Source organism: Stenotrophomonas sp. SKA14 (assembly GCF_000158575.1).
GTDB lineage: Bacteria > Pseudomonadota > Gammaproteobacteria > Xanthomonadales > Xanthomonadaceae > Stenotrophomonas > Stenotrophomonas forensis.
In genome coordinates this window covers 688,234-706,979 of the sequence record NZ_DS999412.1, presented here as the reverse complement: position 1 = coordinate 706,979, position 18,746 = coordinate 688,234, and the positions used below count along the sequence as shown (strand labels likewise).

General features: G+C 64.5%; 15 protein-coding genes and 1 pseudogene. 12 read left to right on the top strand and 4 right to left on the bottom strand.

Annotation, left to right across the window (positions count from 1 at the left end; genetic code table 11):
- The first annotated feature begins 89 nt into the window (after positions 1–89).
- From SSKA14_RS03210 to SSKA14_RS03165, 10 genes and pseudogenes are all read left to right on the top strand, one after another.
- Entirely contained in the window at positions 90–1,877 is a 1,788-nt protein-coding gene (locus SSKA14_RS03210) for an MFS transporter (RefSeq protein WP_008266402.1), read from the top strand.
- A 159-nt stretch (positions 1,878–2,036) separates the two neighbouring features.
- On the top strand, positions 2,037–6,632 hold the full coding sequence (tssI, locus tag SSKA14_RS23260) for a type VI secretion system tip protein TssI/VgrG (protein WP_083797296.1): 4,596 nt from the start codon (positions 2,037–2,039) through the stop codon (positions 6,630–6,632).
- Complete coding sequence (locus tag SSKA14_RS03195) at positions 6,629–7,252, top strand: hypothetical protein (RefSeq protein ID WP_008267154.1); 624 nt, start codon at positions 6,629–6,631, stop codon at positions 7,250–7,252. Before tssI ends, SSKA14_RS03195 begins: the two co-directional genes overlap by 4 nt.
- Positions 7,253–7,380: 128 nt before the next feature.
- Positions 7,381–7,854, top strand: coding sequence for a hypothetical protein (locus SSKA14_RS03190; RefSeq protein WP_050413330.1), 474 nt, complete (start codon positions 7,381–7,383; stop codon positions 7,852–7,854).
- Between the two features lie 14 nt (positions 7,855–7,868).
- Complete coding sequence (locus tag SSKA14_RS03185) at positions 7,869–8,453, top strand: hypothetical protein (protein ID WP_157635905.1); 585 nt, start codon at positions 7,869–7,871, stop codon at positions 8,451–8,453.
- 5 nt (positions 8,454–8,458) lie between these two features.
- Positions 8,459–9,265: pseudogene (locus SSKA14_RS03180) on the top strand (type VI secretion system Vgr family protein); the annotation flags it as partial.
- A 50-nt stretch (positions 9,266–9,315) separates the two neighbouring features.
- Positions 9,316–10,332, top strand: a complete 1,017-nt coding sequence (locus tag SSKA14_RS03175; protein WP_050413329.1) for a hypothetical protein — start codon at positions 9,316–9,318, stop codon at positions 10,330–10,332.
- A gap of 33 nt (positions 10,333–10,365) precedes the next feature.
- On the top strand, positions 10,366–10,572 hold the full coding sequence (locus SSKA14_RS22960; protein ID WP_008265751.1) for a hypothetical protein: 207 nt from the start codon (positions 10,366–10,368) through the stop codon (positions 10,570–10,572).
- 2 nt (positions 10,573–10,574) lie between these two features.
- The gene (locus SSKA14_RS03170) at positions 10,575–11,684 is read left to right on the top strand and encodes a hypothetical protein (RefSeq protein WP_008266423.1); all 1,110 of its coding nucleotides are present in this window, start codon (positions 10,575–10,577) and stop codon (positions 11,682–11,684) included.
- Positions 11,685–11,741: 57 nt separating this feature from the next.
- Complete coding sequence (locus tag SSKA14_RS03165; RefSeq protein ID WP_008267509.1) at positions 11,742–12,836, top strand: hypothetical protein; 1,095 nt, start codon at positions 11,742–11,744, stop codon at positions 12,834–12,836.
- Between the two features lie 94 nt (positions 12,837–12,930).
- Here the strand turns inward: SSKA14_RS03165 and SSKA14_RS03160 are convergent, their stop codons facing one another.
- The 4 genes from SSKA14_RS03160 to SSKA14_RS03145 all read right to left on the bottom strand — a co-directional run bounded on the left by SSKA14_RS03160 (position 12,931) and on the right by SSKA14_RS03145 (position 16,192).
- On the bottom strand, positions 12,931–13,359 hold the full coding sequence (locus SSKA14_RS03160) for a hypothetical protein (protein WP_050413328.1): 429 nt from the start codon (positions 13,357–13,359) through the stop codon (positions 12,931–12,933).
- 50 nt (positions 13,360–13,409) lie between these two features.
- A complete protein-coding gene (locus tag SSKA14_RS03155; RefSeq protein WP_040006931.1) occupies positions 13,410–13,961 on the bottom strand; it encodes an HdeD family acid-resistance protein in 552 nt (183 codons plus the stop codon).
- 58 nt (positions 13,962–14,019) lie between these two features.
- Positions 14,020–14,715, bottom strand: coding sequence for a ComF family protein (locus SSKA14_RS03150; RefSeq protein ID WP_040009279.1), 696 nt, complete (start codon positions 14,713–14,715; stop codon positions 14,020–14,022).
- Between the two features lie 136 nt (positions 14,716–14,851).
- Positions 14,852–16,192 carry a chloride channel protein gene (locus SSKA14_RS03145; protein ID WP_008267580.1) on the bottom strand — a complete coding sequence of 447 codons (1,341 nt, stop codon included), beginning with the start codon at positions 16,190–16,192 and terminating at the stop codon, positions 14,852–14,854.
- A gap of 203 nt (positions 16,193–16,395) precedes the next feature.
- Between SSKA14_RS03145 and bioB the strand changes: the two genes are divergently transcribed.
- Both bioB and bioF read left to right on the top strand, forming a co-directional pair.
- Positions 16,396–17,439: a biotin synthase BioB gene (gene bioB / locus SSKA14_RS03140; protein ID WP_008267789.1), complete on the top strand. Its 1,044-nt coding sequence runs from the start codon at positions 16,396–16,398 to the stop codon at positions 17,437–17,439.
- A 67-nt stretch (positions 17,440–17,506) separates the two neighbouring features.
- On the top strand, positions 17,507–18,730 hold the full coding sequence (bioF, locus tag SSKA14_RS03135; RefSeq protein ID WP_008265718.1) for an 8-amino-7-oxononanoate synthase: 1,224 nt from the start codon (positions 17,507–17,509) through the stop codon (positions 18,728–18,730).
- The last annotated feature ends 16 nt before the right edge of the window (positions 18,731–18,746 follow it).

Below are 18,746 nucleotides of genomic sequence, written 5' to 3'. Positions count from 1 at the left end.
GACTGCTCTGCCGCGCCCTGCGCGGTCAGTCGAGCAAGCTCGACTCTACGAAAGCAATCCGCACCGAAACGCTCTCAGGGAACCTGTCGATGACCGCAAGCACCGCCCCGCGCTGGCCCGTACGCTACCTGCTCTTCATCGGCGGCCTCGGCGGCCTGCTGTACGGCATCGACATCGGCATCATCGCCGGCGCCCTGCCATACCTGGAGGCAACGGCCAGCCATGCGTGGCAGCTCAGCAGCCAGCAGCTTGGTTTTGTCGTTGCTGCGGTACTGCTGGGCAGCGTGTTGTCCTCGCTGTTCGCCGGCATGGTCGCCGACCTGATCGGCCGCCGCGGCGCGATGCTGCTGGCCGGCCTGTTGTTCACCGCATCGATCCCGATCATGGCGCTGGCCTCGGGCTACACGCCGTTGCTGCTGGGCCGCCTGCTGCAGGGCATCAGTGGCGGCCTGATCGGCGTGGTGATTCCGCTGTACCTGGCCGAAGTGCTCAGCCCCGAACGACGCGGGCGCGGTGCGGCGATGTTCCAGCTGCTGCTGACCATCGGCCTGGTACTGGCGGCGCTGATCGGCCTGTACCACGCACATGCAGTCGACGCCGCTGCCGAGGCCGTGCGTTCGATGCCGGTCGCGCAGCAGGCGCAGGAACTGTTCACGGTGAAGGACCACGCCTGGCGCACCATCTTCTGGACCTGCCTGGCGCCGGGCCTGCTGTTCTGCGCCGGCATCTTCTGGCTGTCCGAGTCGCCGCGCTGGCTGGTGCGCCGCGGCCGCATCGATGACGCGCGCCGCAGCCTGCAGCGCGTACTGCCTGCTTCGGAGGTGGAGCCGACGCTTGCACAGATCCAGGCACCGGAATCGAGCAGCAGCAGCGGCAAGCGCGACCCGCTGCTCAGCCGCCGCTATGTAGTGCCGTTCCTGCTCGCCTGCGTGGTGCTGGCATGCACCCAGGCCACCGGCATCAACTCGGTACTGGCCTACGCGGTGAACATCCTCAACCAGGCCGGCCTGTCCGGCTCGGTGGCCAACAGCGCCGACGTGGCGATCAAGCTGCTCAATGCGGTGATGACCGTGGTCGCGCTGCTGCTGGTCGATCGCAAGGGCCGCAAGTTCCTGCTGATGCTGGGCAGCGGCGGCATCTGCGTGGCCCTGCTGGCCGCCGCGACCCTGTTCTTCCAGGCCGAACGCGGCCGTACCGACGTGCAGGCGCAGCTGCAGGCGGCGGTCAGCGGCGATGGCCTGCAGCTGGTGCTGGATGAAGCGCAGTGGCAACGCCTGGGCGCGGGCATCGACAGCGAAGGCCGGCCGCTGCAGCTGACCGTGTCGTACGCCTATGGCGATTTCACCAATGTGCGCGCCCTGCGCAGCGATAACCTGACCGACCGCGAACTGCGCATCGAGCGCACCGGCACCGTGCAGCCGGACAGCGTGATCGGGGCGTTCTTCCGCAAACTGCATCTGAACCCGTTCGCCGACCCGGCCAAGGCCGCGCAGGCACCGCTGCGCATCGAGCAGGCGCGCATCGGCCCGGTGCCGCCGCCGGCACACGGCTGGGCGGTGGCCACCTGCATCCTGGTATTCGTCGCGTTCTTCGCGGTCGGCCCTGGCGTCTGCGTGTGGCTGGCGCTGTCCGAACTGATGCCCAACCGCATCCGCTCCAACGGCATGAGCATCGCGCTGCTGATCAACCAGTTCGTGTCCACCACCATCGCCGCGATCTTCCTGCCCACGGTGGGCCACTACGGCTACGCCAGCATGTTCGTGTTCTGGGCGGCGTGCACCTTCGTGTTCTTCCTGGTGGCCGCGCTATGGCTGCCCGAGACCAAGGGCAAGTCGCTGGAAGAGATCGAAGCACGGTTTGCCGGCAAGCGGGGCTGATCGCGACGTCGCGATTGCACAGCCCGCCTTCCGGGATCTTGTCGTGAACAGCCCGATCCGGCGTCAGCAAGCGTGATGCATCCCGCAGGAATGGCGTAGCTCGCGGCAGCCGGCGGCGTCCTGCCCCAACAGTTCTCCCACTACAAGGGGAGATTCTGCATGGGCACGGATGCCGCTGTTGTCGCACTGGTCCGGGCAATCACGCTCGACGCCCGGCAACCACGCCTGCTGCGCCTGCAGGGGCTGCACGAAACGTGGGTCGTCGAACGCTTCGAAGGCACCGAGTCGGTCTGCGGCGACAACCGCCTGCAGATCGACTGCCTGGCCACCGACGCCTTCCTGGAACTGGACCCGTGGCTGGAGCAGCCGTTGACCCTGCAGCTGCGCCAGGCCGACGGCGCGCTGCGGCAGTGGCACGGGTTGTGCACCGAAGCGGCGCAGCTGGGCAGCGACGGCGGCCTGGCCCGCTACCGGCTGATCCTGGAGCCGTGGACCGCGCTGCTGCGGCTGCGCCGCAACGCAGTGATCTTCCAGGACCAGGACACCCGCGCCATCTGCGAACAGATCTTCACCGACTACCCGCAGGCAGTGTTCCGCTTCGACGTGCAGGCCGAACTGCCGGTCCGTGCGATCACCACCCAGTACCGCGAGACCGACTGGGCCTTCGTCACCCGCCTGCTGGCCGAAGCCGGCCTGGCCTGGCGCATCGAGCAGGCGCAGGGCGATGAGGCTGCGCACACGCTGGTGGTGTTCGAGCCGGGGGCCGAGCTGCCTGACCGCGGCACGTTCCGCTTCCAGCGCGCCGACATGGCCGAGGCCCGCGATGGCATTACCGCCTTCGCCGAGCGCCAGCAGCTGGTGCCCAACGCCAGCACCGTGGCCAGCTGGCACAGCGAGCAGGTCGGTGCCGTGGCCGCGCAGTCCAGTGCCGACGCTGGCAGCCTGCCGGCGCTGGAGGTCTATGTGCAGCCGCGCGCCGGCCGTTTCGCGCAGTCCGGCTGGGCCGATGCCGAAGCGCAGGCGCGGCTGGATGCGCTGCGCGTCGGCCAGGTGCTCTACAGCGGCAGCGGCAGCGAGCGCCAGCTGGCCGCCGGCAGCACCTTCAGCCTGGCCCAGCATCCGCAGCACGAAGGCCAGGCCTTCCAGCTGCTGGCGGTGCAGCACGTGGCCCTGAACAACCTGGACCAGGGCATCGCCGACCTGCTGGGCAGCCCGGCACTGGAGCGCGGTGCCTACCGCAACAGCTTCATCGCCACCGGCAGTGGCGTGCCGCTGCGCGCCCTGCCGCAGGACCGCCCCACCCTGCACGGCCCGCAGACCGCGCGCGTGGTCGGCATCGCCAACGCGGCGGTGACCCCCAACCGCGAGCACCAGGTGCGCATCCAGTTTGGCTGGCAGCGCGGCAGCACGCCCAACCCCGGTGGCCTGACCGACACCGGCAGCGCCCAGCCCGGCCATGCCCCCGGCGACCACACCAGCGGCAGCTGGGTGGCCGTGGCCGAATGGGTGGCCGGCCCCAACTGGGGCACCAGCTTCCTGCCCCGCGTGGGCAGCGAGGTGCTGGTCGAATTCCTGCACGGCGACATCGACCAGCCGCGCATCACCGGCCAGCTGTACAACGGCGAGGTCGCCCCACCCTTCGGTGGTGGCATCGACGAGAACGCGCGCCACCCCGGCGTGCTCAGTGGCCTGCACACCCAGGCCCATGACGGCAGTGGCACCCAGCAATGGGTGATGGACGATACGCCGGGCCAGCTGCGCACCCGCCTGCACAGCTCGCTGGCCGACAGCCGGCTGGAACTGGGCTACCTGATCGCACATCAGGACACCGCCCGCGGCGCGCTGCGCGGCGAAGGTTTCGAACTGGCCACGCAGGGCTGGGGCAACGTGCATGCCGGCGAAGGCCTGCTGCTGTCGGCCAGCCTGCAGGAGCGCGCGGCATCCACGGTGATGGACAACGCCAGCGTGGTGGCGCAGCTCAAAGGCGCCGAACGCAGCCTGGAACAGATGCAGCAGACCCTGGCCCAGCAGCAGGTGCCGGGCCTGGCCGAATTTGAGCGCACCAAGCAACTGCGCGAGCAGATCGACCCGAAGGCGCAGGGCCGCTACACCGGCGACGTGAACGGGCAGAGCGCGATGAAGCCCGGCAGCGACGGCCGCAGCCCCGGCGAGCAGCCGGTGGAACGGCTGGGCACGCCGCTGCTGGTGGCCGAAGCGCCGCACCACGTGGCCTGGACCACCGCGGCCAGCGCCGTGGCCTATGCCGGGCAGAACCTGCAGATGACCGTGCAGCAGGACCTGCACGTCAGCGCCGGCGAGACCCTCGCCACCGTGTCCGGCGAGCATGTTTCGCTGTTCGCGCAGAGCGGCCCGCTGCGGGTGATCGCCGCGCAGGGGCCGGTCAGCCTGCAGGCCAACGATGGCGAGCTGGAGCTGCTGAGCGAGCAGGCGCTGACCATCACCGCCACCGACGAGCGCATCGACGTGCTGGCGCAGACCAAGGTGGTGCTGCAGGCCGGCAGCAGTGCGATCACGCTGGAGGGCGGCAACATCACCTTCAGCTGCCCGGGCGAGTTCAAGGTCAAGGCGGGCGAGCATCCGTTCATGGGGGGCAGCAGCACGCCGGCCAGCCTGCCGCCGTTGCCCGCCTTCACGATCAAGCCCGATCCGGGCCGCACCTTCGAGAGCACCTTCGCCTACGACCAGTTGCGCAGCATCGCCGCGCAGTCCACACCGATCGAGTTCGTCATGATGATGGCGCCGACCTTCGGCTTCGATGTACCCGCGCGGACCTACATGAGGCTGCAGGACGCACTGAAGGATGGCAGCCTGCAGGCGCCCGAACACAAGGTCATGGCGGGTGCGCCTTACCCGGCCGATTACGACAACAGCAAGCGTATCATCCGCGTGAACAGCATGGCGGCTGACCGCGCAGCGACTACCATCGAAGCGTCACGCGAGCTGCTGGCCGTGCTGTTGCACGAATTCGGGCACCACGTCGACAACGTGCTGCGCAGCGATCTGGCCGAGAAGGATGCGAACGGCAAGCCGACCCTCGCTGCAGACAGCGGCAAGGAAGAAGGGGCCGCCCTCGCCTATCGCCTGGCGTTCTTCGACCTGGAAGGTACGCACGAAACCGAATACGCGCAGTACACCTCGCCCGAGTACAACGGTGCGTTGAAGGTGAACTATGCCGAGGTGCAGGCGGCACTGAAGCAACAGGGGCCATTCGCGCAGGAGACCAACAAGAGCGAGGATGGGCGCTACGAGGGGCTCAGCGCGGGTGATGGCCAGAACCATGACAAGCGACCCAACGAGTCGTTTGGGCATCGGTCGATTGAGGCGGTGCTGGGCAAAGTTGGCTTCAGTCGCTCAGATATGAACTCCATCTATTTCGGCAACTGGCTTCGGGATTACTCGCAGCTGCTTGATCCGAAGATCGTCCGTCCGCCGAATCTTCCCAAAGACCTTGGCAAGTACATCTCCCGCTCTGCACTGACGAAGGTTGTCGACGTCCTGGCGGGTAGCGAGTTCTATGCTCTACGCAGAGGGAACTACCGCAACTATGGTGTCACCACGGATAGGCTGGGCGTATACCGTCCCAGCGAACATATCGACAATCCCAAGAACATCAAGCCGTCGCCTCCAGACCCGCGAACCATCGATCCGGACTTCGAGCCATGGATAACTCCAGGCAGCGACCTGCTCAAGGTCGATCCGAACCGCTCGATGAAGCGCTATATCGTCCGCTCAAGCGACTTCATGGAGTCCGAACTTCGAAAGGCCATGTCACTGGGAAAGACACCTGATGGGATGCGTCATTTTGGCTCGGCGCTCCATGTGCTCGAAGACTATTTTGCCCATTCCAATTTTTGCGAGCTGAGCCTTCGAAAGCTCGGGCATGGCAAAGTGCTGCCTTGGACGGCAACAGCAACCTGCAAACATTCGTATCCCGTCGTCACGGGCATGTTCGGCTCAACCGACGTCATTGCCAGCCTGGCAGAACCCATCGCACACAAGGTTTTTGGCATTGAGAGCTGGGAATTCAAGGCCAGCAGGCCCGGCGATCGTTCGGACGGCGAGAAGATCATGCTGATACTGCTATCCGAGCACAGTGACAATAGGTACTACGAAGCCTTCGAGAAGTTCCTCAAACTCCGTGACCGCATCGCAAGCATTCCTGGCCACGAGTACCTTGAACGTGCCGGCTGGATTGCCAGCGCCCCAATGCGTCTCGTGCTGAATTCATACAATTTTGTCTACCAGCAACTGCTTCTACTTGTGGGCAACAGCGTTGACGATGCACAGACCATGTTCGACTCTGATCCCAACAAGAGCGGCTCAACGGATCCGAGCCACTCCCAGCTTGCCAAGGATCACGACGTGCATCCCTTGCATACGCTCGCTGCCACCCTGGCCAGCAGCGCGGTGCAGCAGGTAGGCGCAGCGATGTACAAATACTGGCAGGGCGCGGCAACGACAAGTCCGGCTGACATCGCAAAAGCCTACCTGGTGCACCCGCAGGACACCTCATGGCAGGATGGGGTAGTACGGGCATGGGCACAGAAACATCCCGCTGATATCCGGCGTGCTGCGTCAGCGACCGAGCTTGAACACTTGCATGAAGAACACGGCAAGCACGCCTTGGAGGAGATTCGCCGGGTGGGTCGTTATGGATCCAAAAGTTGGGACTACATCACGGAGTTCTACGAGGACCTGTTTGGTGAGAAGAATCAGGTGAAGTCTAAGAAATGATCAAGAAACTTTTCATTGCCTCATTCCTCGCGCTCGGCTTCGGCGCGTGCAGCGACGGACAGACTGCAGACCCTGCGCGTGGCGAGGCCAAGGTCGCCACGGATCTAACGTTCAACGAAGACTACGTCGAGTACAGAGGGCATCGCCTGACGTTCAAGCAGGATCTTTCCGCCTGGGAAAACGTACTTGGGCCTACGCACCGCAATGCCCTTTCGGATGTCCCAGACATCGTTGTTTGGGACGACCTGGGCATCCGTATCTATACGAACTATCCGAAGGACCTGACGGTCCGCACAGTCGCCGTCACCCTGAAGGGCCTGCCGGAAGACGCGCTGGCATACATTGCACCCGGCGAAGGCATTCGTCCCCGTAGTAACTACGCCGGAGCTATCTCGGTTAGTGCGGTGAGGGTGGACAGGAATACGCGGGTCGGAGACATTGCGCGGCTCAGTAATGATCGGCTACGCATCGACTGCAGCCACGGCATCAATCTTTGCACGGCAAGCCGCAAGGATGATCAGTTCATGGATGTCAGCACGTACTTTGGCGTCGACGATCGCCGCTATGACAGCATCCCCTATGAAATCGAGTTTGGTCCAGGAGGAAGTGGCTCCCGCTGAACCTCCCGCTGCGCCGAGGTTCCTCTCCGGATCCACGCTCACAGGAATTCCTCAAGCTTCGAGACCGGATTGCGCGCCTACCTGGGCATGAGTATCTGGAGCGTGCCGGCTGGATCGCCAGCGCACCAATGCGCGCTGTTCTCAACTGCTACAACTTCGTTTATCAACAGCTGCTGCTACTCGTGGGCAACAGTGTGGATGACGCACAGACGATGTTCGATTCCGACCCGAACAAGAGCGGATCGACTGACCCAAGCCATTCCCAGCTGGCTCAACAGGCTGTCCTCCAAGTTGGCCAGGCCATGGCCGGGCAATGGAGGGGCGATGCTTCACGCGATCCGGTCAAAATCGCGCAGTCTTACCTAGTTCACCCTAATGACACGAACTGGCAGGACACCATTGTTGCAGCTTGGGCGAAAGACCATGCGGCGGCCATACGGCGCGCCTCATCCGCCACCGAACTTGAGCACTTGCATGAAGAACATGAAAAGCATGCACTGGAGAGTATCCGTCGGCTGGGTCGCTACGGTTCCGACAGCTGGGACTACATCACTCGCTTCTATGAAGATCTTTTTGGCGAGAAGAATCAGGTCAAACCATAATGATCAAGAGATACATGCTCTTCGCCATTCTTTTCTTCCTGATGCCTGGCTGCAATGCAGCGCCGTCAGATCCTGGGGTAGCCCGGCAACCAAGAGTGGAATTTGACAAGGGCTCCTTCTCCATCAACGGCAAGACCGCAAGAATCGGCGCCACCTCTGCGGAGTGGATTTCCGCGCTTGGAACAAAGTACAGATACGCCGATCCGAAGTCTGCCGACATGATGATCTGGGATGATCTCGGCATATTTGTCTATACCGACCTGCCAAAGAAAGATCAGGTCAATACAGTTGCATTCGCTTTTCACCAAAATCCCACCGCCGATCTTGCCTTACCCGGCACTGGACAGGCCATCAGACCCAAACGAATGTTCAACGGCGAGGTAGTCATCGGAAGCGTACGGTTCAACGGTGATATGAAGATCGGCGACATCCCGGCCGCGAGCAAATTGACCTTTGAGGTTCACTGCAGCAATGGCATTGCGACATGCACCACGAACCGGGTTGATGGCAATTCTCGCGGCTACTCGATCTACTTCACCGTTGATGAAAAGCGGTATGACAGCGTTCCATACACTATAGAGATCAGCAACGCACTTTAGTCCTCGTGCGCATCCAGTTCGGCTGGCAGCGCGGCAGCACGCCCAACCCCGGTGGCCTGACCGATACCGGCAGCGCCCAGCCCGGCCATGCCCCCGGCGACCACACCAGCGGCAGCTGGGTGGCCGTGGCCGAATGGGTGGCCGGCCCCAACTGGGGCACCAGCTTCCTGCCCCGCGTGGGCAGCGAGGTGCTGGTGGAATTCCTGCACGGCGATATCGACCAGCCGCGCATCACCGGCCAGCTGTACAACGGCGAGGTCGCCCCACCCTTCGGTGGTGGCATCGACGAGAACGCGCGCCATCCCGGCGTGCTCAGCGGCCTGCATACCCAGGCCCATGACGGCAGCGGCACCCAGCAATGGCTGATGGACGATACGCCGGGCCAGCTGCGCACCCGCCTGCACAGCTCGCTGGCCGACAGCCGGCTGGAACTGGGCTACCTGATCGTGCATCAGGACACCGCCCGCGGTGCGCTGCGCGGCGAAGGCTTTGAACTGGCCACGCAGGGCTGGGGCAACGCGCATGCCGGCGAAGGCCTGCTGCTGTCGGCCAGCCTGCAGGAGCGCGCGGCATCCACGGTGATGGACAACGCCAGCGTGGTGGCGCAGCTCAAAGGCGCCGAACGCAGCCTGGAGCAGATGCAGCAGACCCTGGCCCAGCAGCAGGTGCCGGGCCTGGCCGAGTACCAGCGCACCCAGCAGCTGCGCGAGCAGATCGCCCCGTAGGCGCAGGGCCGCTATACCGGCGAAGTGAACGGCCAGAGCGCGATGAAGCCCGGCAGCGACGGCCGCAGCCCCGGCGAGCGCTGGTCCTGACCCTGATCGGCCTGATCCCCACGCTGGGCTCGCTGTTGAAGGGTGTATTGAAGATCTTCTTCCTCTTCATCCGCCGCTTCGGCTTGAACCATCTTGTGCGCGCTGTGGATGAGGCCATGAGCTGGGTCATCACGCTCCTGCGCCGACGTAAGGTCGCCCAATACTGGAAAGCGCTGCGCTGGGACCGCGTGTTCCATGAGCTGGCGAAGCAGACCCGCATCGTGCGTGCACAGGTGACCCAGGCACAGCTGTTGAAAGCCTTCGATCGCGCCGTGCTGCTGATGCGTAGCCTGCTGGGCAAGGTGGCCGACATACCGATGGTGGGGCGCTGTGCCCAGGAGACCATCGACCTCGTCGTTGGCATCCGGAAGATCGCAGACAACTACATCGGAAAAGTACTGGCGCCCGTACAGCGCATCCTTGACACGATCATCAAGCGCCTTGAATTCGAAGACATGGTGCAGCGGCGCGGCATCGTCAACGCCGGCAATTTCCATTTCACCGGAACGCTGCCCGAGGCACATGCCGTGACGTTGATGCGGCGGGTTGATCCGCCGCCTTCGTGGCTTGGGAAGGGAGAGCCAACGAACCATATGCCGCTAAAGCACTCTGATTATCGTGGACGTGTCGATGAGATGGCGGATAAGGGCTTCCCAAGACTGACCGATGGCCAGATCGAAAGTTTCGCCAAAGGCATGCGCACCGATACGATCAAGGGGCCTGCAAAGCTGTATCGCGTGGTCTCACCGGCGAACTTCAGCGCCGGCGCGGACTGGGTTACCGAAGAAGTGTTCAATACGATCATGAAATCAGCCGACCCGAGGGCTACGTGGCGAAAGCATCTGGCCGTCTGGCCTGACTGGAATCCCAATGGACAGTTCGTCGTCTATGAGCTCAAGGCAGGAGAAGAACTGAAGGTGTGGCGCGGCCCGGCATCTGCACAAATCAAGAATGAGATGAAGAATCACCACCTTGAAGGCGGCTACGAGCAGATCAAATTCGATGCGGCCTTTGAATACGACGCTTCCGGCATGCCGGGAAAGAGGGCGTTGGCCGATAGTTAGGAGTACTACGCGGTCAATGAAACGACCGGCGCCATGACCAAGAGCAGCATGACCTATGACAAGTGGAAGCTGCTGCCCCCGCATGAGCAGGTGAAGTACGTAAGCCTCCGGACGGAGATCAACAATCCGCGCATTCTCGGCCCTCTTGACACAGGCTGGGGCACAACTGATTTTGGCACCCAGATGAACGATGTGAAGCTAGGGCTGCCAAACATCTCCGGCCAGAAACTCAATCGCTGAACATGAGCAACCAGTACCTGGAACTCAATCCCTGGCACAAGCGCCAAGCCGCCCTCATCCATCATTTCACCTCGATGGATTATCTGAAGGGATTGTTGCCGCAGATCGACAGCCTGCTCGCGCTGACCGACCAGATGCTCAATGAGCGATCGCATCTGGATACGGCGGGCAGAGCCTTGGCAGGTTGGAGCTCCCAGAATACGGCCTCGCACTTCTCGACCTACGCCTTTCCGGCACTCATGGAGTTTCGTGAAGGCATCATCAAGGACATAGCACTGCGCTCAGTCGAGCAATACAGTGTCGCAGGCGAGCACCAATGTTCTCGCATGCTGGAGGAGTACGCCTACCAAATGGCCTGGGCGACGCCGGAGCAGGAAAAACTGTTCCGCGAGACCACAGAAAGAGTGTTCAGGTATGCCCGACAAATCTCGAGCATCGTTTCTCGCCCTTCGACCATGGACGATTTCGCATACTGGCTACTCTGGAACGAGAGTGCCGCAGACACGCAACATATTCCCGCATTTCGTGTTCGAACAGATATCTGCGTGCACACTCACCAGACTCCCCCGCGCACTGGCATCTACGTCGCCAAAGACGACCCCATGGCTTCACTTCAGTTTGCATGGACCGGTGGATACGGACGACTTTGCCCAGCCATGGCGCTCAATGATGTTGGACGAGCTGTTGTGAAACAGATTGGTCGAGAAGGACTATGGGGAGATACCCAAACCATCTATCGCTTCCTCGATGCAAACCGGCATCTGGATCTCTGTGGCTGGTCCGACGTTCAGGCCGACGTAGCGAAGGTAGCACCGTCAGTGATCGCCGGGGAGTGCTTCGATCTGCAGGAATGCGACTGGTACTTTGTCGAACCGATCCCCGACGCATTCGAAGATATCGACGGCAGCTACACCGGCACGGATCAGCCGGATCTCCGACCGGACCGAGTCGCAGCAGGAAAGCGCGCGCCTGTGGCCGGCTGGTGGTACACCCCCGCGCAAGGTGGCCGGCGCTTCTTCAAGCAAGGCGATGTGTTCCCCGTCATCAACAGCGACTGGGGTGACACCTTCTGGATCTGGGCGCCAGACCAGACGCCGCCGGCATTGGGTTGAAGAGCATTTCATGACCTGCCCTTTCCGGAGTTGCACCATCAGAAGCATGCCCGCCCCATGGAATTGACGCCCTGGCACAAGCGCCAAGCCGCCCTCATCCATCATTTCACCTCGGTGGATTATCTGAAGGGATTGTTGCCGCAGATCGACAGCCTGCTCGCGCTGACCGACCAGATGCTCAATGAGCGCTCGCATCTGGATACAGCTGGCAGAGCCTTGGCAGGCTGGAGCTCGCAGAATACGGCCTCTCACTTCTCGACGTACGCCTTCCCGGCACTCATGGACTTTCGTGAAGGCGTCATCAAGGACATAGCACTGCGCTCAATCGAGCAGTACAGTGTCGCATGCGAGCACCAATGTGCTCGCATGCTGGAGGAGTACGCCTACCAGATGGCCTGGGCGACGCCGGAACAAGAGAAGCTCTTCCGGGAGACAGCAGAAAGAGCGTTTGACTATGCTCGCCAACTATCGCGGATCGTTGCTCGCCCGTCGACCATGGATGATTTTGTCCACTGGCATCTCTGGAACGATAGCGTCATCAATACCCACCGAGTGCCCAGATTCCGCGTCCGAACTGACATTGTCGTGCAAACCAATCAAACTCCTCCGCGCACTGGCATCTACGTCGCAAAAGACAACCCCATGGCTTCACTTCAGTTTGCCTGGACAGGGGGATACGGAGAACTATGCCCAGCCATGGCGCTCAATGATATTGGAAGAGCGGTCTTGAAGCAGGTTGGGCGCGATGGACTATGGGAAGATGCAGCAGCGCTGTATCGCTTCCTCGACGCGAACCGGCATCTTGACCCCTATGGTTGGTCTGACGTCCAAGCCGCACTGGCGGAACTGGCAGCGTCAACGATCGCCGGTTCGGCCTTCGATCTGAAGGAATGCGACTGGTATTTTGTTGAACCGATCCCCGACGCATTCGAGGACATCGACGGAAGCTACACCGGCACCGATCAGCCGGATCTCCGACCGGACCGAGTCGCAGCCGGAAGGCGCGTGCCTGTGGCCGGCTGGTGGTACTCGCCTGCACAAGGCAGCAGGCGCTTCTTCAAGCAAGGCGATGTGTTCCCCGCCATCAACAGCGACTGGGGTGACACCTTCTGGATCTGGGCCGCAGACCAGACGCCGCCGCCAATGCGCTGAGCCCATCGCTGGATGAGGGTTGCATCAAGAGCGGCCCTTCCCCAAGGCAGCACGCTGTCCCACGCGCACGGCGCATGCACGCACCTGCCCGCTGCTACGGCTTCACCGGCACAGACCCGGTGATGTGTTTCTCCAGTGCCTCGGCATCACTACCGGTCAACCCACTCAGGTTCATCGATTCCGCAAACGGTCCCTGCACCGTCGCCACCATCAGCACCCGGCCATCCACGCTGATCGCCATGCGCTGGCCGACCATCGCCGCTGTGCCATCGTGGATGCGCTGGTGCGCCTCGGGCCGATAGCGGATCTGCAGCGCCGTCTGGCCGTACTCATCCTGCACGGCGCGCACGTCAGCGATGTCCGCACTGCGGGCAAGTGGAGGCTCGCGCAGCGTCAGCTTCTCGTCCTGCCACTGTACCGGCACGCCCTTGCCGGCCGCATCGACCGCGCTCAGGCGCACATCCACGCCGGGCAGTGGCGGGCGGTCCGCTCCCGCCCCCATGGCGGGCGTAGCGCTGGGCATGCAGCCTGCCAGGGCCGTCGCCGCCCCCAACACCAGCGCAAGCAGAGCCCTCACTTCAGCTTCCGCAGCTTGAACGCCACCAGCACCTGCAGCAGCCCGTACAGCAGGCTGCCGATACCGATCCACAGCGTGGTCACCGCCACCCCCGCGTATGGGTTGGCCGCAAACAGCAGGCCCAGCACCACCGCCAGCACGCCACTGAGTATCAGCAACCACTCGCCCTGGATCTGCCTGCGCACCCGGATCGCAAACACGATGCGATAGATGCCGGCCACCAGCAGCCACGCCGCCAGGAACAACACCAGCACGCTGGCGGTGGCCAGCGGATTGATCACCGCCAGGATGCCGAAGCCCAGCGAAGCGATGGCATACAGCGCCAGCCAGCCGCGGGAAGCGCCACTGCCGCCGCTGATCAGTGCGAACAGGCTGATGACGCCCTCAACGATGGCGACTACACCCAGCGTCCACGCCAGTGCCATCGCCGCCGACAGCGGCCAGCCGATGGCAACAATGCCGAAGCCCAGTGCGACCAGTCCATACAACAGCAGGATCCACCAGCTACGGCCAACCGCCGACAACAAGGGAGACAAGGGGGAATTCACGGCCACTCCTTCGATCCGGAACCTGACTCATCGTAGACCCTGGCGATGAAGGGGGCGATCACGGCACCCGCGCGCATACCCACGCACGCACTTCTTCCGCACCCACGCAGCGCAGCGTTTCGGCGATCTCCATCAGCGTGCTGCCGGTGGTCATCACGTCATCGACCACGGTCAGCCGCGAAGGCACCGGCCCGCGCACATCGAACGCATCGAACAGGTTCTCCCTGCGCTGTTCGGCGCTGCGTTCGGATTGCGGCGCGGTGTGGCGGCGCCGGTACACACCGTGCCAGACCGGCATTTGCAGCAACCGGCACAGCTCGGCGGCCTGGTTGTAGCCGCGCTGGCGCAGGCGGCGGTTGTGCAGCGGCACTGGCACCAACGGCGGGCACGACCAGGGCGGTGGCGTGCGTTGCATCAGCTGCGCAAGCAGGCGACCGGCTGCCAGGTCCTGATGGAACTTGTAGCGCACCAGCAGCTGGTCAACCGGCGGCAGGTACAACAGGCTGGCATGGGTGGCCGCCTGCGGCGGTGCTTCTTCACGGCAGCTGCCGCAGACGATCAGCGCGGTGTCGGGCAGCGGCAATGCGCAGCGCAGGCAAGCGCGGCCGGACCACGGCAGTGCCGCGAAACAGGCGGCGCACAGGTCCAGGCCATCGTGGCCGGGATCGCTGCAGACCAGGCAGCGCAGCGGCAGCAGTACGCGCAGCAACGCATGGGAGGCTGCGCTTGCGGAATGCAGGACGTGGATGGGCATGCCCCATGCTTTCTCTACCAGCGCCGGAGCCGCCATCGGTGAACCGCCTGCCACCGCGTCGGCGCTGTCCGCCACTGCGCATCAGTAGGCGGAATCACGCACCGGAGCGCAGCGCGTCCCCACGCGCCGCTCCCCGCTAGCGCGTGTGTTCGCGGTTCGCAGGATCGGGCGGTGCAGCAACCGCGGGCATCAACAGCTCTGCCAGCCCACGATAGATCGGCACCCGGCATACCAGCCCGGACACACCGCGGGCGATCAGCACCGTGGCCAGGATCGGCAACAGCAGATCACCGCTGTCGGTCAGCTCCAGCGAGATCACGGCCGAGGTCAGCGGCGCCTGGGTCACGCCGGTCAGGTAGGCGCACATGCCCAGCAGCACGAACGCGCGCGGGTCCACGCCCGGCATCAATACCGCCAGGTTGTGGCCCAGGCCGGCACCGACCGCCAGCGCCGGCGAGAACAGGCCACCGGGGATACCCGCCACATAGGACGCCAGATTGGCCAGCAGCTTCATCAGCCCGAATTCGTGGCCCACCAGCGCCTGGCCCTGCACCAGGCTGCGCGCCTGCTCATAACCGGTACCGAACGCGCCTTCACCGAAGACCAGCGCCAGCAGCACCACCACCAGGCCGCATCCGGCGGCCAGCAGCACCGGATGACGCTGCCGCAGCTGGCCCAGCCAACGCGGACGACCGGCCGCACTGGCCAGCACCGCACGCGCGAACACTCCGCCCAGCAACCCGGCCACCACGCCACACAGCAGGATCGCCAGCCAGCCCTGGCCCAGCGGCAACCGCGCACTTATATGGCCGAAGTAGGTGTAGTTGCCCAGCAGTCCCAGCGACACCACGCCGCCGACAATCACGGCGGTCAGCAGCGTGCCGGAGAACCGATGCTCGAAACGGCCGCTGAGCTCCTCGATGGCAAAGACGATGCCTGCCAGCGGTGTGTTGAAGGCGGCGGCGATACCGGCTGCGCCACCGGCCAGCAGGAAGTGCGAGAGCTCGCGCGGGTCCTTGAAACCGAACCAGCGGCCGAACAGATACATCAGGCTGGCGCCCACATGCACGGTCGGGCCTTCGCGCCCCACTGATGCACCGCCCAGCAGCGACAGCGAGGTCAGCAGCAGCTTGCCGGCCGACACGGCAGGCGAAAGGTTGGCCTCCCGGAACGACGCGTCCGGCTTGTCCAGGGCAGCAATGACCTGCGGAATGCCGCTGCCACGCGTGGGCTTCAGCACGCCACTGGTCAGCCAGGCCAGCAACGCGAAGATGCCAGGCGTGAGCAGCAGGGCCCACCACGGCGAGTGCGAGGTAATGCGCTGGAACAGGTGGAAGGCCGCATCACTGGCCTTGGCGAACAGGATCGCCACCAGTGCCACAGCCACGGCGCCGCCCCAGAGTGCGGCGCGGCGGCGCCAGGCCTCGCTCAGGACCAGCGCAGTGATACGGCCGCGGAGGCGGTAAAGATCAATCATGGGAACGAGTCTGCGCGCCAGCGCTTGCGTTGGGCAGCGGCCACTGTGGCCGGAAGCCTTGCAGGATGCGGTGAAATGCGGCGCATCCATCGACTTCGATTGCATGATCGCCCTGTAAACCACTAAATATACATAACAGTTGACAGCCTGAGCACACCCACCCACACTGCCGCCCTCGCTCCATTCGTACCCAAGGTCCCGCCATGGCTGCTGCCATCCGCCACGACTGGCAACACGACGAACTGCAGGCGCTGTTCGATCTGCCGTTCCCCGAGCTGCTGTTCCGCGCCGCAGCGGTCCACCGCGAGCATTTCGACCCGTCGCAGGTACAGGTCTCCACGCTGCTGTCGGTGAAGACCGGTGGGTGCCCGGAGGACTGCGCGTACTGCCCGCAGGCGCAGCGCTACAGCACCGGAGTGAACGCGCAGAAGCTGATGGAGACCGACGCGGTGCTGGCCAAGGCACGCCAGGCCAAGGCCGCCGGCGCATCGCGTTTCTGCATGGGCGCCGCATGGCGTTCGCCGAAGGACCGCGACATCCCGAAGGTGGCGGCGATGATCGCCGGGGTGAAGGCATTGGGCCTGGAGACCTGCGCCACGCTGGGCATGCTCAGTGGCGAACAGGCGCGTGCGCTGAAGGATGCCGGCCTGGACTACTACAACCACAACCTCGACACTGCGCCGGACTACTACGATTCGATCATCCACACGCGCCAGTACCAGGACCGCTTGGATACGCTGGAACATGTGCGCGACGCCGGCCTGAAAACCTGCTGCGGCGGCATCGTCGGCATGGGCGAGACGCGCGCGCAGCGGGTCGGCCTGCTGCTGGCGCTGGCCACGCTGCCGGCCCATCCCGATTCGGTGCCGATCAACAAGCTGGTGCAGGTGGCGGGTACGCCGCTGCACGGCAGTGCCGAGCTGGACCCGTTCGAATTCGTGCGCATGATCGCAGTGGCGCGCATCGCCATGCCGCGCTCGATGGTGCGGCTGTCGGCCGGGCGTGAGGCCATGAGCGACGAACTGCAGGCGCTGTGCTTCATTGCCGGTGCCAATTCGATCTTCTACGGCGACAAGCTGCTGACCACCGGCAACCCGGAAAGCGAGCGCGACCTGGCCCTGTTCGCGCGGCTGGGGCTGCAGCCGATGGCGGTGCAGGTGGATGCCGAGGGCCACGACCACGGCGGCACCGTACACGCCGACATCAGCGCCGATGCGCCCGGCTGCGGCTGCGCTCACGCGGCCTGAGACGGGATGCAGGCAGGCGTCGCGGCAACGCGCTACCCTAGCCGCCCCGTCGCCGCATTCAGCCGCCATGGCCCGCCCCGACCTGACCGCTCGCCTTCATGCCCAGCGCGCCCTGCGCGATGCCCAGGGGCGTCGCCGCCCGCGACGCACGGTCAGCCGTCGTGATGGCGTGCGCCTGGAGGTGGACGGCCAGTGGCTGACCGGCTTCTGCAGCAACGATTACCTGGGCCTGGCCCAGCAGTTCAGCGTGGTCAATGCGTTGCAGGACGCGGCCGCACGCGAAGGCGCCGGTGCCGGTGCCTCGCATCTGGTCTGTGGCCACCACGCGATGCACGACGCACTGGAACGCGAGGTGGCCGAGTGGCTGGGCTACCCGCGTGCGCTGCTGTTCGGCAGTGGCTTCGCCGCCAACCTGGCGGTGCAGCAGGCGTTGTTGAGCGAAGAGAACGATGTCTGCGTGCAGGACAAGCTCAACCACGCCAGTCTGCTCGACGCCACGCGTCTGGCCGGTGCGCGCCTGCGCCGCTATCCGCACGTGGATGCGGAGGGCGCGATGCGCCAGCTCAAGCATGCGCCTGATGGCGCGGCAATGCTGGCCAGCGACGGCGTCTTCAGCATGGATGGCGACATCGCACCGTTGCGTGCACTGTCACTGGTTGCGCGCCTTCAGCAGGCGCTGTTCTATGTGGATGATGCGCACGGCGTGGGCGTGGTCGGTGACGGCCGCGGTACCGTAGCCGCCGCTGGACTCGGCGTGGACGACGTGCCGCTGCAACTGGTCACGCTGGGCAAGGCACTGGGTGGTTCCGGCGCGCTCGTGCTTGGCCGCGACGATCTGGTCGAGCACCTGGCTGAAACCGCGCGCCCGTACATCTACACCACCGCCGTGCCTCCCGCGATGGCGGCGGCGGCACTGGAAGCGGTGCGCCTGGCGCGCCGCGACCACTGGCGCCGCTCCAAACTGGCTGATCTGATCGCGCTGTTCCGCGGCGAAGCGCGTCGCCACGGACTGGACCTGATGGCCTCGGAGACCCCGATCCAACCGTTGCTGTGTGGCGACGACCACTCGGCCGTGGCGATGTCGCGGGCGCTGGAACAGGCCGGCTGGCTGGTCGGTGCGATCCGTCCGCCGACGGTGCCGGAGGGAAAGGCACGGCTGCGCGTCACCCTGTCCGCGCTGCACACGCCGGAACAGGTGCGCGGCCTGGTTGACGCCATCGCCAGCGCGCGCGACCACGTGACCCTGGCCGTGCGCGACGCGGCTCCGCCGCCGCTGCCCGCCTTTGCCTGAGCCTGCCGCCGTTTTC

Coding starts and splice junctions, on each gene's coding strand:
- SSKA14_RS03190 (WP_050413330.1), top strand. CDS start 7,381: ATGCGCGCTGTTCTCAACTGCTACAACTTCGTTTATCAACAGCTGCTG.
- SSKA14_RS03210 (WP_008266402.1), top strand. CDS start 90: ATGACCGCAAGCACCGCCCCGCGCTGGCCCGTACGCTACCTGCTCTTC.
- SSKA14_RS03145 (WP_008267580.1), bottom strand. CDS start 16,192: ATGATTGATCTTTACCGCCTCCGCGGCCGTATCACTGCGCTGGTCCTG.
- SSKA14_RS03170 (WP_008266423.1), top strand. CDS start 10,575: ATGAGCAACCAGTACCTGGAACTCAATCCCTGGCACAAGCGCCAAGCC.
- bioF (WP_008265718.1), top strand. CDS start 17,507: ATGGCCCGCCCCGACCTGACCGCTCGCCTTCATGCCCAGCGCGCCCTG.
- tssI (WP_083797296.1), top strand. CDS start 2,037: ATGGGCACGGATGCCGCTGTTGTCGCACTGGTCCGGGCAATCACGCTC.
- SSKA14_RS03150 (WP_040009279.1), bottom strand. CDS start 14,715: ATGCCCATCCACGTCCTGCATTCCGCAAGCGCAGCCTCCCATGCGTTG.
- bioB (WP_008267789.1), top strand. CDS start 16,396: ATGGCTGCTGCCATCCGCCACGACTGGCAACACGACGAACTGCAGGCG.
- SSKA14_RS03185 (WP_157635905.1), top strand. CDS start 7,869: ATGCTCTTCGCCATTCTTTTCTTCCTGATGCCTGGCTGCAATGCAGCG.
- SSKA14_RS03165 (WP_008267509.1), top strand. CDS start 11,742: ATGGAATTGACGCCCTGGCACAAGCGCCAAGCCGCCCTCATCCATCAT.
- SSKA14_RS03195 (WP_008267154.1), top strand. CDS start 6,629: ATGATCAAGAAACTTTTCATTGCCTCATTCCTCGCGCTCGGCTTCGGC.
- SSKA14_RS03160 (WP_050413328.1), bottom strand. CDS start 13,359: ATGCCCAGCGCTACGCCCGCCATGGGGGCGGGAGCGGACCGCCCGCCA.
- SSKA14_RS22960 (WP_008265751.1), top strand. CDS start 10,366: ATGACCAAGAGCAGCATGACCTATGACAAGTGGAAGCTGCTGCCCCCG.